This is a genomic window from Lentzea sp. NPDC004789 (assembly GCF_053601075.1).
Genome location: NZ_JBSGBE010000011.1, coordinates 265,658 through 279,055, shown reverse-complemented (window position 1 = coordinate 279,055; position 13,398 = coordinate 265,658). Strand labels below are relative to the sequence as shown.

Genomic DNA, 13,398 nt, shown 5'->3' with positions numbered 1-13,398 from the left:
TCCTCCGGTGCGGAGATCGTTCGGGATCGGGCTACGGCTGCCAGTACTCGAGGACGACGGTCGCGCGGTCGAACCGGCCGTCCGCGGTGACCTCGCCGATGCTGTGCCACGTCGACGCGTGCGGTGCGAACAGCACGCTCGTCCCGCCCAGCGGCGGGATGGAGAGCGCGGGCGCGGCCGCGTCCTCGCTCTCCCACAGGTGCAGCTCGCCGCCGAGACCGGGCCGCCAGTCCTCGTTGAGGTGCAGCACCCAGTGCAGCGCCTTGGTGGCTTTGGCGGTGTGCACCGTCTGGTGGTCGCCCTCGCCGTAGCGGAAGACGCCCACCGTGACCGGCAACGACGTCACGTCCCGATCCAGCCCCTCGCTGGCCCACGCGGTGAACTCGGGTGACAGCAGGTCGTCCAGCAGCTCGGTCCACGGTTCGGACAGCAGACCGGCCGCCGGGGTGCGCTCGCCGTGCTCGAAGAGGGTGAGCAGCCACGCCCGGTAGTTCTTGACGTGCCAGGAGCCCTGCTTCACCAGCCGCCGGTAGAGCTCGGCGGCCGGTGGAGCAGCGGCGAGCCGCGCCAGGTCCGCGGACTCGATCATCTTGTCCACGGTGTGGTGGGTGAACGGCTTCTGGTGCCTGAGGAACTCGGCTTCAGTTCGGATCATCGCCGGGTTCGGTCACTCGCCGTGGCGCGTGGCCCAGTCCTCGAACCAGTACTCGAGCTGGACCGTGAGCCGGGTGAGCGTTCCTCCGGTGTCCACTTTGGACACAGCGTGCCACGAGGTGTCGGTGGGCGGGAACGCGAGCAGCTGGCCGGGAGCCGGCGGGATGCGGCGCGCGGGCTCCTGCGCGGGATCCCCGCTCAACCGCACCTCGTACTCACCGCCGACACCGGCCGGCCACTCGGGGTTGAGGTAGAGGATCGCGGTCAGCTGCTTGTTCGGCTTGTCCTTGTGCACCGAGATGAAGTCGCCGTCGACGTGGGTGTAGACGCCCATGTCGAACGGCAGCCCGGCCAGCTTCAGCCCCGTGCCCTCCTCCAGCCACCTGGTGAACTCGTCGGACGTCAGGTCGGCGACGAGCGACGACCACAGGCCGGACAGCCCCAGCGTGCCCTCGGCGAGAACACCGTCCCGCACCAGGTACAGCAGGTTCATCCGGTACTGCTTCTCGTGCGCCGGGTCGGTCCGCGCGATCTGCTGCGCGCCCAGCAGCGGGGCCTGCTCGAAGAGCTTCTCCACCACGTCCGGCGCGACCACGCCGGTGGAGAGGTGGATCTCGAACGGGTCGGTGATGTGCTCGAAGCCGGCTTCCTTGTTCGTCAACACGATGAACGTGCCCCCAATCATCAGTGAGCGGACATGACGTGCTTGATGCGGGTGTATTCCTCGACCGCGTAGGCGGACAGGTCCTTGCCGTACCCGGATGCCTTGAACCCGCCGTGCGGCATCTCGGCGGCGAAGCGCAGGTGCGTGTTGATCCACACGCACCCGAAGTCGAGCTCGTTGGTGACCGAGTTCGCCCTGGCGTGGTCGCGCGTCCACACGCTGGCGGCCAGGCCCTGCGGCACGCCGTTGGCGAGCCGCACCGCCTCCTCCTCCGTCGCGAACGACTGGACGGTGAGCACCGGTCCGAAGAGCTCCTCCTGCACGATCTCGTCGTCCTGGCGCACGCCGGTGATCACCGTCGGTGCGAAGAAGTAGCCGCGGTCACCGACGCGCGTGCCACCGGTGCGCACTACGGCGTGTGCGGGCAGCCGGTCCACCAGGCCGGTCAACCGGGCGAGCTGGTCGGCGTTGTTGAGCGGGCCGTAGAAGGCGTTCTCGTCGTCGGACGGCCCGGTCCGCGTGACCTGCGCCTGTTTGACGAGTGCCTCGACGAGCTCGTCGGCGACGTCCTCGTGCGCCAGCACGCGGGCCGCCGCGACGCAGTCCTGGCCCGCGTTGAAGAACGCGGCCTCGGCGATCCCGGCGGCGGCCGCCGCCACGTCGGTGTCGGGGAAGACCAGAACCGGCGCGTTGCCGCCGAGTTCCAGGTGCAGGCGCTTGAGCGAGGCACCCGCGGCCGCGGCGAGCTCGCGGCCGGCGCGAGTGCTCCCGGTCAGCGAGACGTGCGCGACGTCCGGGTGCGCGGCGAGCAGTCTCCCGGTCTCCCGGTCGCCGCAGAGCACGGTGAGCACGCCGGGCGGCAGGAAGGACGCCGCGACCTCGGCCAGCCGCACCGCGGTCAGCGGCGTGGTCTCGGCCGGCTTGAGCACCACCGTGTTGCCGGCCGCGATCGCCGGGGCGAACTTCCACACCGCCATCTGCAGCGGGTAGTTCCACGGCAGCAGCTGCGCGCAGACCCCGATGGGTTCCCTGCGCACCGATGAAGTGTGCCCGGCCAGGTACTCGCCCGCGGCCTTGCCCTCCGGCAACCGCGCCGCGCCCGCGAAGAACCTGAGCTGGTCCACGGCGGGCTCGATCTCGTCGGCGACGGCGCTGCGCCGGGGCTTGCCGGTGTTCGCGCATTCGAGGTCGGCGAACTCGTCCGCGCTGTCCTCCAGCGCCTGCGCGATCCGCAGCAGCGCGAGGCCGCGTTCGGCCGGAGTCGTGCGGCGCCACGTCTCGAACGCGGTCACGGCGGCTCGCACGGCGGCGTCGACCTCGGTCTCGCGGGCCAGCGGCACCTCGGCGAACGGCAGCCCGGTCGCGGGGTCGAGCAGCTGCGTCGTCGGTGCCATCACGGCGCTCCGTGGGTGATGTAGCCGACCAGCTGACGGACGGCCGCCGTCGCATAGCAGCCCGAGGGGAGGAAGAACCCGAGGGTCGCCTGGAACCTGCCGGGGAACTCCGCGTCGGGACCGAACCCGCTGACCGACACGACGGTCTGCACGACCGACGCCCGCGTCGACGTCTTCGCGGTGATCAGTCCGTTGCGGAGGTTCCGCTTGACGAACGGGATCTCCCGGCAGGTGCCGAGCAGCTCCGCCGCCGCGGCGCCGCACCGCGCGTAGCGGTAGGGGATCGTGTCGATCTCGGCGTCGAGCGCCGCGTCCCCGAACACCTCGCCCGCACGTGCGGCCAGCGCGGTGTTCCACTCGTGCGAGCTGTGCGCCGCGAGGAAGAACGACGCCGCCCGCGGGTCGAGGGAATCGAAGAACTGCTTGGGTTTCCCCGTCCACGCGCCCGCCGCGTCGCTCTCCGGCGCGCCGAGGCCCGCCAGTTCGCGCAGGGCGAGCGACCAGTCGTCCGCCAGCATCGCCTCGCCGACCAGATGACTGCGCTTCGGCCCTCCCGGCACGCCGAAGCGCTGGGTGTCGTAGTAGTTGAGGAACAACAGGTTCACCTTGCGCAGTGCGGAGAACCGTTCCGCGGGTGAGCCGCCGAGGTTGCGCACGACGACGCGGAAGGCGTTGCCCTCCAGCTCCCCGATCGCGATGGGATCGGCGCCGTAACCGTGGTGCCACAACGACAGCCTGCGTTCGTCGGCCTCGGTGAGGCTCAGCACGCACCCGGTGTCCTCATCGGACAGTGCGGCGGCCGGCAACGCGATCAGCTGCTCGGTGACGCCGTCCTCGTCCTTCAGCCCGCCGAAGGTGATGTCGGCGGTGCGCAGGCCGAGCTTCGCGGCGATCCAGCCGACCGCCTCGGTGGTGGTGTAACCGCACTTGCGCAGCACGAGGTAGCGGTGTGCGGGGCCGGGTTCGTCCTGCACCGGCAAGGCCATCGCCTCACGCACGATGAAGTCGGACGGCCGGTGCTTGAGCACTGCTTCTGTGAACAACTCCGCTTACCTCCGGCTCGGCACGGCGACGATGTCGGCGCCCAGCGCGGTCAGCGCACCGGGCAGGTCCGCGTATCCGCGGGCGAGGTGGTGGGTACCGCTGAGCAGGGTCGGGCCCGGCACCGTGAGCGCGGCGAGCAACGCCACGGCGGCGCCGCGCAGGTCCGGGGCGACGAGCTCACGGCCGGGCGACGACGGCGGGCACCGCCCGTCGACCACGGCGGAGCGGTCGGTCCTGCCCACCCGCATGCCGAGCTCCTCCAGCAGCGCGAGGTAGGAGAACCTGTTGGCCCACACGGTTTCGGTGAAGCGGGACCGGCCTTCGGCGAGGCCCGCGAGCAGCACCAGGAACGGCTGGCTGTCGCTGTAGACGCCGTGCGAGGCGATCGTCAGCTCGATCGGCCGCAGCCGCTCGGCGGGGTGCACGACGACGGTCCGGTCGCCGGTCTCGAAGTCGACCCCCATGACGCGCAGGGCGTCCAGCTCGGGGGTGAGCGCGGTGAGCGCGCGGCCCAGGTGGTCGGCGCGCACCACGAGCGGTTCGGCCGCCGCGGTCGCGCCCGCGCAGATCCAGGTGACGACCTCGATGAGATCGGGCACCAGCGCGTGGGACACCGGCGTGCGCAGGTCCGCGCCGCCGCGGCCGTGCACCACGACCGTGCCTTCCGCTGGGCGTTCGATCTCGGCGCCGAGCTGCTGCAGGACGTCGACCAGATCGGTCACGTCCGGCTTGGGGTAGAGGTTGCGCAGCGTGCTGGTGCCCGTGGACACCGCCGCCAGCAACAGCGCCATCTTCGACGCGCCCGAGTAGTGCGGGCCGGTCTTGAGCCGCCGGTCGACGGTGTGGTCGAGCAGGTCGATCTCGCAGCCGCGCAGCCTGGTCGCGGTCACCTGGAGATCACCGTTCGGCGCCGTGACCGCGGTGGCCCCGAAGGACCGCAGCACGCTCAGGTACTGGCTGACGGGCCTCGCGAGGCCGGGGCCGTCCCCGATCTGGCAGCCGCCGTTGGCGGGTACGACGACGTGGCCGGTGCGGTGCAGCAGCGAGGGGATCAGGTAGACCACGCCGTGGATGCGCGCGGCGAGCCCCGCGTCGAGCGTGGCGTTGCCGATCCCGCTCGCGTCGAGCTCCAGCACGTCGCCGTCGACGGTGATGCGGGCACCCGCGTCCCGCAGCAACGAGGTCAGCACCCCGGTCTCGACGATGTCCGGCACGTTCGTGATGCGCACCAACGCGTCCGCCGACGCCGCGGCCGCGAGCACGGTGACCAGCGAGTGCTTGAACCCCGGCACCGTCACCTCGCCCCGCAGCCGCCGGCCGCCGCCTCTGACGAGCAGGTCGGGGTGGCCGTCGGGGTACTGCGCGAGACGTGCCGAGGGCATGACCGCGGCACTCGTGAGAGTCATCGAATTCCCCCAAAGAAAAGACTTCGCACGCAGCAGGAAGTGTCGCGGCGAAACGCGATGAGGATATTTGTGAATGTCCAGAAAATCCGGAACCCCGTTGGCCCGGCCCCCAGCCGACATCCATTCGGACTCTTACACGATCTCCGGGAGGCGTCAACCCGGCCGGTTGCCGTCACTCGATCGGGCTAACCCGAGGAATGCTTGCCACGATCTCCGGGCCGCTGCTACGGTCGGCGGCGATCGGCCTTGAGGGAGGCTCGGTCGTTGCTTTCAGCGGACTTCGCCAGGGGGCACAGTCCACTTCATCCAGGTGCGTCCGGCCGTTTAGCGCGGCCTGGGCAGTCCTGTGTGCCTCCCTTGCCGATGAGCCCGTCACAGGGCTTTGTCTGGGGGTTCGAGGCAGTGCAAAACGTACATTCCGGCCGTCGACGTCAGGACGGCCGGATCAATCTCAGCAGCAATGAGCTGATCAGTTCCCGCGTGGCGGACATCCACCGGGTCGTCATGTGCGACCTCGTGCCGGAATCGCTCGTGCGGTACCCCGTGACGGCGAGTCGTGCCGTGCGCGTGGCGGAGTACCTGGGGCTGCCGCCGGACGAGATGGCGCTGACACCGGGATCGGACTCCGCCCTGCGGCTGATCTGTCAGCACCACGCTCGCCGCGGCGGTACGGCGGTGCTGCTCCAGGATCCGAACTACGTCGCGGTCGCCCAGGCCGCCGCCGTGCTCGGCCTCACCGTGCAGCGGGTGACCGCGCCGAGGGCCGATCCCGCCGCGCAGGGCGCCGCGCTGGTCGACCTGGCCGCGCGCACCACCGGCGCGCTGATCGCGGTGAGCGTGCCGAACGGACTCTCCGGCGGCTCGATCGACGACTCCTACCTGCGCAAACTCGCCGATCTGGCGCACGAGCGCGGGCACCTGCTGATCATCGACTCCTGTTATCAGGCCTTCGCCGGGCCGCTCGGCGCGCACTTCGCCCGCCGGGGTGACGCGGTGTTCGTCGTGCAGTCGATGTCCAAGTCGCACGGTCTGGCCGGCGCGCGGGTCGCGGTCACGGCCGCGTCCGCGTCCGCGATCGCGGCACTGGGCACGGCACCGCTGGAGCACGCGGTGTCCGAGGTGGCGCTGCGGGCGCTGCTGAACGCGATCGACCACCACGACGAGTTCGTGTCCATTTGGGCAGAGGTGCGCCGGTCCCGGGAGCGCGCGATCGAGCGCACGCGTGCCGCGGGGTGGGAGGTGCTGGACTCGGACGCCAACTTCGTCACCGCCGCGGCGCCGCACGGTCTCGCGGGTGCTCGGCTCGTCGAGGAGCTCTCCCGCGCGGGATATCGCGTGAAAGATCTCGACGAGCTGGCCGGGCTCGCGAACTGCATTCGTTTCACGGTCGGCGACACCGCGACGACGGACGCGTTCCTCGATGTTCTTCTGAATGTCACCGGCGAGTTGCGGAACGAACCTGGGGGCACGTGTGCAACTGAGTTCTGAACTGACCGCGGAAACGTCTCAAATGGGGGCGTGTGCACGTGCGCGCAGAACGAAAAGGGTGATCTTCGGCTTGCTCGCCGAACAATGCGCGCACGGCTGCGGAACCCGTGCGGCAGCGCGGTGACGGCGCGTGTTCCGCCGGTGTCGAGAATTCTCGTGCTCGGTTGTCCCGGTACGGGGAAGACCCGGCTGGCCCGAATGCTCGCCGCGCACACCGGACTGCCGTTGCACCACCTCGACGACGAGCACTGGGGACCGTCGTGGACTCGGCCGAGTGACGCCGACTGGCGGGCGCGCCAGGCCGAGCTGGTGGCCGGGGACGCGTGGATCGTCGAGGGCAACTACGCGCCGACGATCCCGGTCCGGGCGGCCCGCGCTCAGCTCGCGGTCGTCCTCGACGCGCCGACGGCGACGTGCCTCGTGCGGGTGGTGCGCCGCGCGTGGCGGATCCGCCGCGGTGAGCGGGACGGCCTGCCCGCCCGGATCCGCGAGCAGGCCGAGGCCGGCCTGCCGGTCCGGGCGACCAAGGACTTCCGCGCCCTGCTGAAGAAGGTGCTCTTCTTCCGCGGCCGCGACTTCTGGGACGTGATCGACAGGGCGGCCGCGGGCGGCGCGACCGTCCTGGTCGTCCCCGCCTCCGGCGCTCCGCCTCGGCGGCGCGACGGGGGCCCGGTGCCCCGGCACCTGCCGCTGACCGAACTCGAACCGCTCGTCACCGCACTGTGCCGAGGGGTTTCCCACCACCGCTTCTGAGAGGGGATCGCGTGATGAGGACTCTGGTCGTCTGGCCACCCCACGTGCCCAGCTACTTCAACGCCGGTCATCACCTGCCGACCTTCACCATCGCCGCGTACCTGCGCGGCCAGGGCCACGAGGTCACCGCGATCGACGCGGGCGCGCTGAACTACACCTGGAAGGAGTTCGGCGACACGGTCTTCCGCGGCGGCTACGACGCGGTCGTCCTCGTCAACGAGTACGACGTCGTCGAGGGCGTCCGGCGGGCCGCCGACTACACCCGCCAGCTCGCACCGGGCGCGCTGATCGTGACCGTGGGCCGTCTGAGCTACCAGAACCCCGAGTTCATGCAGTCGATGGCGGTCGACGCGGTGGTGAGCAGCGGTGACTACGAGGCGGGTGTCGCGGCGGCGCTGGGCTGGGCCGCGCGCGGCAGGCAGCCGAACGAGTCCCTGCCGGGCGTGTGGCTGCGCACGGTGGGCGGCTGGCGCGCGCCGAGCGGACCGGGCACGTGGCTGCCCGCGGCCGAGTGGGTGCTGCCCGACGTCGGCGAGATTCCTTACCCGGCTTACGAAAGCCTGTACAAGAACGACGACAACCGGTTCTGCGGCATCCCGAGCCGGCGTGAGCTGGTCGTGCAGGTCGCCCGCGGCTGTCCCGTCGGCTGCGACTTCTGCGACGTGCCGCCGATGCAGGGCCTGCGGGAACGGCGGATCACGGTGGAGCGGACCATCGGCTACATCCGGGACTGCTTCGCCCGCCACCCCTTCGAGTACGTCGCGTTCTACGCGCCGACGTTCACGCTGGACAAGCGCTGGATCAGGCAGCTCTGCGACGGGCTGGCGGCCGAGCCCCGCACGTACCGCTGGAAGTGCGCCACGACGTTGTTCCACCTCGACGAGGACATGGTCCGGCGCATGGGAGAGGCGGGCTGCATCCGGATCAGCGTCGGCGTCGAGACGCTCGACGAGGACGCGTCCGGCCAGCTGCCCAAGCTCAAGGAGCGGGCGAACCAGCGGCTGCACGACGTGATCGCCTGGTGCGAGAAGGCGGGCATCGAGCTGAACTGCTTCGTGATCGTGGGCCTGCCCGGCACGACGCCGGCCGGCACCCAGCGCACCGTCGACCTGCTGACCGCGGCGGGCGCACGTGTCCGGCCCACGCTCTACACGCCGTACCAGCACATGCACGGCGGCATGTCGGAACGTGAGGTGAGCGCGTTCAACCGCCAGGTGTTCACCGGTTCGGAAGAGGTGCTCCAGTCCGGGCACACGCCGACCGAGTTCCTGCGGTTCATCTTCGGCGGGCACCAGTACCAGACCGAGGTCATGCGGAACATCCCGCTGGCGCGGCGACAGCCGGCGGAGCTGTCGTGAAGCCCGAACGCAGGCGGTTGCTGCCGGGGTTGCTGCCGAACCTGCGGGACTCGGGTGGACTGTCCACTGTGGATGGACTGATGCTCGCGGGCGGAGTGCTGCTGCGGACGTCCGCGCTCGTGTCGCTGAGCGACGAAGCGAGAGAAGGGTTGCGCAACGCCCTGCCTCCCGCTGTCTACGTCGACCTGCGCACGGACGCGGACATCCGGCACGACGGCGAGCCCGCCGAGCTCGTGCGGGACGGATGGCAGTGGGTGCGGATGCCGATGCAGGACCGCGGCCCCGGCGAGGGCGACGGGCCGGAGGACGCGCTGCGCCGGTACCGCCGGGCGTTGCCCCGCTACCTGGACCTCGCGGCACAGGTCGCCGAGCTGCTCGGCGACCGGCCCGTCGTGGTCGGGTGCAGCCTCGGCAAGGACCGCACCGGCCTGCTGATCGCGATTCTGCTGACCTGGGCCGGCGTCGGGCCGGACGACGTGGTGGCCGACTTCGCCTACAGCAACCAGGCGCTGGCCGGAGGCCGGCGGCTGTTGCCGCCCCGGTGGCACGACCGCCGCCTGCGGATCACCGAGTGCAGCGCGGCGGTGTGCCGCACGGTGCTGGCCGAGATCCCCGGTCCCGGTGAGGCCCAATTCGCGGCGCTGAGCCGGCTGCTCGCGTCACGCGCGCGGGAACGGACGACAGGAGGAGCGGTGCGATGACGCCGACATCACGGGACGAACGGATGCGCCACGCCGCCGTCCTGCTGCACCAGGTGGCCACCGAGTTCACGGCGGCCGGCGCCACCGCGGACGACCTGTTCACCGACTGGCTGCACGACGTGCCGGCCGCGCTGCGCGACGCGTTGGACGCGGTGGTCGAACTGCCCGACCGCACCAGCGGCTGGCGGGTGCTCTCCGGGCTGCTCGACGAGTTCGGCGCACCCGGTCCGACCCCGGAGCACTGGCGCAAGGCGTCCTCGCGCCTGACCGAACCGCTCGACGTCGCACTGGTGCTGCTCGCGGGTGCGATCGGCAGGGTGTTCGGCTGGGAGGGGCAGCAGGACGGCAGGCTGGTGCACAACATCGTGCCCAGCAGGGGTTACGAGCACCTGCAGGTCGGTGCGAGCAGCACCACGCCGCTCGCCTGGCACACCGAGGACGCGTTCCACCCGCACCGCGCGGATCTGATCATGCTGGCCTGCGTGCGCAACGACGACCGGATCGGCAGCGAGGTGGCGAGCGTCCGCCGGATCGGGCTCACCGATCACGAGGTCGAGGTGCTGAGCCGGCCGGGACTGCGGATCGGGCCGGACGACTCGTACCCCGAACAGTCCACTCCGGACGGTGTGCGGGAGAAGGGGATCCCGACGGTGTGGATCGCCGAGGACGGGCCGTGCCTGCGGTACGACCCGTCGTACACCACCTTCCTCGGCGAGGACGAGGAACTGCGCGCCGTGCACGGCACGCTCGAACAGCGGCTGACCGCGTGCCGCGAGGTCGTGCCCGTGGTGGCGGGGGACGTGCTGCTGATCGACAACGACGTCGCCGTGCACGGGCGGGCGGCCTTCGAGCCGCGCTACGACGGCACCGACCGGTGGCTGAAGCGGACCCTGGTGCGCCTGCGCCGTCCCCGTCCGGAGGCCGAGTCGGCGGAGCACGGGTTCGGTCAGCTGCTCGTCGGCCCGCAACCGGCACCGGAGGTGCGCTCGTGAACGTCGACGACTTCATCCGGCCCCTGCTCGACGAGTGGACGACGGGACCGCTGCCGGGACAGTTCCCCGGCAGGCGCGACGGCGAGCACAGGTTCGACGGTTCCGGCGGCACGCTCGTGCACGGTGCGGTCGTGGCGGCGGTCGCGCGCTACCTCGGCAGCGGCCTGGTGGCGAACGACCACGGCGGCTTCCCGGCGAGCGACTTCTCCGACGCGGTCGTGAGCTGGAGCGCGGCCCGGCTGCGCGAACTGCTGGGCGCGCCGGACGGCGACGTCGTGTTCGGCCCCAACATGACCGGGCTCACCACGACGTTCGTCCGGTCCGTCGCGGCGGGGCTGCGGCCGGGTGACGAGATCGTGGTGACGAAGCTCGACCACGAGGCCAACCGCGCACCCTGGCTGGCGCTCGCCGACCGCGGGGTCGTCGTCCGGGAGGCGCTGCTCGACCCGTCCGGCGCGCTGCCGGTCCGGGCCGTGACGGACCTCATCGGTGCCAGGACCAGGTGGGTGGCCGTCACCGCCGCGTCGAACGCGCTCGGGTTCGTGCCGGACGTGCGCGCGGTGGCCGAGGCCGCGCATGCCGTGGGCGCCAAGGTTTTCGTGGACGGCGTGCAGGCGGTCGCGCACCGCCGGGCCGAGATGACCGAGCTCGGGTGCGACGCGTTCGTCACCGCCTCCTACAAGTGGTACGGCCCGCACGCGGGGATGCTGTGGCTGGCGCCCGGTGTGTCGGCCGGTGCCAGGCTGGCCGAGCAGGTGCCGTCGGCCGAGCCGGACGGGCCGGGCCACCTCCAGCTCGGCACGACGAACTTCGAGGCCGTGCTCGGCGCGGGCGTCGCCGCGGCGGTGCTGTCGCGGTGGGACCACGCCGCTGTGGCCGAACGGGAGCAGCGGCTCGGTGACGCGCTGCGCGCCGGCGTCGCCGAACTGCCCCAGGTCCGCGTCCTGAGCGCCGGCCCCGAGCACGAACGCGTGCCGCTGGTGACGTTCCAGGTCGACGGGATGCCCGCGGAGGTCGTCGCGAAGCACCTCACCGAGCGGCGGATCTCGGTGTGGCACGGCACGTTCTACGCCTCCGCGGCGATGAGGTCGGTGACCGAAGGGGACGCCGTGCGGGCCGGAATCGCCTGCTACACCGGCGAAGCCGACGTCGACGCGCTGGTGCGCGCGCTCGCCGGAGTCGTGCGGGCATGACGCATTCCGGCATCGTCCGCTGGCCGCCGCGCCCGCAGGCGCGGCGGCGGTTGATCTGTTGCGGCTTCAGCGGCGGTGGCACCGTGCCGTTCCGGGACTGGGCCGGCGTGGTGTCCGCCGACGTCGAGCTGGTGCTGCTGTGCCTGCCCGGCCGGGAGGACCGGTTCCCCGAACCCGCCGCCGAGGACTGGGCCGGTCTGTTCGGCGACGCGCTCGCCGCGGTGTCCACCGTGCTGGACAAGCCGTACGACCTGTTCGGCCACAGCATGGGCGCGCTCGTCGCGTACGAGCTGACGGCTCATTTCGAGCGAACGGGTGCACGCACCCCGGACGCCTTGATCGTGTCCTCGTGCGAAGCCCCGAGCAACTGGGCGCACCACCTCACGGTGCCGCCGACGGCCGGTGACACCGACGCCGAGCTGGAGCAGTGGATCACCAGCAGCGGCAAGCTCGACCCGGTCGTGCGCGAGGAGCCCGAACTGCTCGAACTGGCACTGGAACTGCTGCGGGCCGACCTGTGCGCGGCGGCCACCTACCGGTACGCGGCAGGTCCGCCGCTGCGCACACCGGTCGAGTTCGTCCACGGCGTGGACGACCCCGACGTCGACGACGAGGTGGTGGCCCGGTGGCGGGCGGCCACCTCCGGCGGCTTCACGGCGACCCGCCTGCCCGGCGGCCACTTCTACACCGAGCGGGACTGGTCGCGGCTGCCCGCCGCGTTCGCCAGCCTCGCCTTCGACGGAAAGATCGGAGCACACGCATGACCGGCATAGTCGACTTCGACTTCGCGTTCCCCCGCGGCAGCGTCTCGGTGCAGGAGATGTCCGAGGCGTCCGGGCTGCCGCGCGAGGAGATCCTCAAGATCACCCACTGCGAGAGCTTCCCCGCGCTGGGGGAGGGCGAGCACGCGTGGGAGCTGGCGGTGCGCGCCGGTGCCGCGGTGCTGGAGCGCACCGGCACGTCGCCCGACCGCGTGAGCCACGTGCTGTACTGCGGCTCCGGCGCGTGGGACACGCCGTTCTGGTCGCCGGCCGCGAAGGTCGCCCACGAGCTCGGCATCGAGAACGCGCACTGCTTCGAGGTCACGAACTTCTGCAACGCCTCGATGACCGCGGTGCAGGTGGCCTGCGACAAGATCGCGCTCGGCAGGGCCGACCACGTGCTCGTGCTCATCGGCGACCGGCTGAGCCGGATGCTCGACTACACCGACCCGCAGAGCAAGGACCTGTTCAACTTCGGCGACAGCTCGGCGGCGATCCTGGTCTCCGCGTCGGACGTGCGGTTCCGGCACCTGCACTCGGCGATGCGCACCGAGCCGCACTGGTCGGACTACTACACCGGCGCGTACCGCGACGGCCGGATCCTGATCCAGCGCAACGGTCACCGGGAAGGCCTGACCAGCGCCTACGTCGACAACTTCCTGCGGCTGACCAAGGAGACGCTGGCGGCGGTCGGCAAGAACCTCGACGACGTCGCGTACCTGCTGATCAACCATGGCGACCGGCGCATGCACGAGCGGCTGCTGCGCGAGCTGGAGCTGCCGGAGTCCAAGAGCGTGTTCAACTACCACCGCTTCGGCCACATGGGCGGCGCGGACACGCTGATCGCCATTCGCGACCTCGTCGACGCGGGCGAGCTGAAGGCGGGCGACCTCGTCCTGCTCGCGACCAGCGCGATGGGATTCAGCTGGGGCATCACGGCGCTCGAATTTCTCGGATAGCGTTTTCTCGGAAACGGCCGGTGCCCTACTC

Annotated in this window: 13 protein-coding genes; 8 read left to right on the top strand and 5 right to left on the bottom strand. The window is 71.3% G+C overall.

Translation table 11 applies throughout. The features are described 5' to 3' along the window. Nucleotides 1-31 precede the first annotated feature (31 nt). From ACWEIJ_RS25505 to ACWEIJ_RS25485, 5 genes are read right to left on the bottom strand one after another with little or no spacing between them, the layout of a single operon-like run. On the bottom strand, nucleotides 32-655 hold the full coding sequence (locus tag ACWEIJ_RS25505; protein WP_449839750.1) for a 2OG-Fe(II) oxygenase: 624 nt from the start codon (nucleotides 653-655) through the stop codon (nucleotides 32-34). 12 nt (nucleotides 656-667) lie between these two features. Continuing rightward, entirely contained in the window at nucleotides 668-1,315 is a 648-nt protein-coding gene (locus ACWEIJ_RS25500; RefSeq protein ID WP_449839749.1) for a 2OG-Fe(II) oxygenase, read from the bottom strand. 23 nt (nucleotides 1,316-1,338) lie between these two features. Next, nucleotides 1,339-2,712 carry a gamma-aminobutyraldehyde dehydrogenase gene (locus tag ACWEIJ_RS25495; RefSeq protein ID WP_449839748.1) on the bottom strand — a complete coding sequence of 458 codons (1,374 nt, stop codon included), beginning with the start codon at nucleotides 2,710-2,712 and terminating at the stop codon, nucleotides 1,339-1,341. Next, nucleotides 2,712-3,755: a tRNA pseudouridine(13) synthase TruD gene (truD, locus tag ACWEIJ_RS25490; RefSeq protein WP_449839747.1), complete on the bottom strand. Its 1,044-nt coding sequence runs from the start codon at nucleotides 3,753-3,755 to the stop codon at nucleotides 2,712-2,714. Before truD ends, ACWEIJ_RS25495 begins: the two co-directional genes overlap by 1 nt. 6 nt (nucleotides 3,756-3,761) lie before the next feature. After that, on the bottom strand, nucleotides 3,762-5,162 hold the full coding sequence (locus tag ACWEIJ_RS25485) for a hypothetical protein (RefSeq protein WP_449839746.1): 1,401 nt from the start codon (nucleotides 5,160-5,162) through the stop codon (nucleotides 3,762-3,764). 480 nt (nucleotides 5,163-5,642) lie between these two features. Between ACWEIJ_RS25485 and ACWEIJ_RS25480 the strand changes: the two genes are divergently transcribed. The 8 genes from ACWEIJ_RS25480 (at nucleotide 5,643) to ACWEIJ_RS25445 (ending at nucleotide 13,367) form a co-directional block, all read left to right on the top strand. After that, on the top strand, nucleotides 5,643-6,650 hold the full coding sequence (locus tag ACWEIJ_RS25480) for an aminotransferase class I/II-fold pyridoxal phosphate-dependent enzyme (protein WP_449839745.1): 1,008 nt from the start codon (nucleotides 5,643-5,645) through the stop codon (nucleotides 6,648-6,650). A 141-nt stretch (nucleotides 6,651-6,791) separates the two neighbouring features. After that, nucleotides 6,792-7,403 (top strand): AAA family ATPase, encoded by a 612-nt coding sequence (locus tag ACWEIJ_RS25475; protein ID WP_449839744.1) that lies wholly within the window; start codon nucleotides 6,792-6,794, stop codon nucleotides 7,401-7,403. A gap of 14 nt (nucleotides 7,404-7,417) precedes the next feature. After that, nucleotides 7,418-8,761, top strand: coding sequence for a B12-binding domain-containing radical SAM protein (locus tag ACWEIJ_RS25470; RefSeq protein WP_449839743.1), 1,344 nt, complete (start codon nucleotides 7,418-7,420; stop codon nucleotides 8,759-8,761). Next, a complete protein-coding gene (locus tag ACWEIJ_RS25465; protein ID WP_449839742.1) occupies nucleotides 8,758-9,462 on the top strand; it encodes a tyrosine-protein phosphatase in 705 nt (234 codons plus the stop codon). Before ACWEIJ_RS25470 ends, ACWEIJ_RS25465 begins: the two co-directional genes overlap by 4 nt. Continuing rightward, nucleotides 9,459-10,454 (top strand): TauD/TfdA family dioxygenase, encoded by a 996-nt coding sequence (locus ACWEIJ_RS25460; protein WP_449839741.1) that lies wholly within the window; start codon nucleotides 9,459-9,461, stop codon nucleotides 10,452-10,454. The genes ACWEIJ_RS25465 and ACWEIJ_RS25460 overlap by 4 nt, the downstream gene beginning before the upstream one ends. Beyond that, entirely contained in the window at nucleotides 10,451-11,647 is a 1,197-nt protein-coding gene (locus tag ACWEIJ_RS25455; RefSeq protein WP_449839740.1) for an aminotransferase class V-fold PLP-dependent enzyme, read from the top strand. Before ACWEIJ_RS25460 ends, ACWEIJ_RS25455 begins: the two co-directional genes overlap by 4 nt. Further along, nucleotides 11,644-12,411 carry a thioesterase II family protein gene (locus ACWEIJ_RS25450; RefSeq protein ID WP_449839739.1) on the top strand — a complete coding sequence of 256 codons (768 nt, stop codon included), beginning with the start codon at nucleotides 11,644-11,646 and terminating at the stop codon, nucleotides 12,409-12,411. The genes ACWEIJ_RS25455 and ACWEIJ_RS25450 overlap by 4 nt, the downstream gene beginning before the upstream one ends. Next, nucleotides 12,408-13,367, top strand: a complete 960-nt coding sequence (locus ACWEIJ_RS25445) for a 3-oxoacyl-ACP synthase III family protein (protein WP_449839738.1) — start codon at nucleotides 12,408-12,410, stop codon at nucleotides 13,365-13,367. The genes ACWEIJ_RS25450 and ACWEIJ_RS25445 overlap by 4 nt, the downstream gene beginning before the upstream one ends. Nucleotides 13,368-13,398 lie beyond the last annotated feature (31 nt).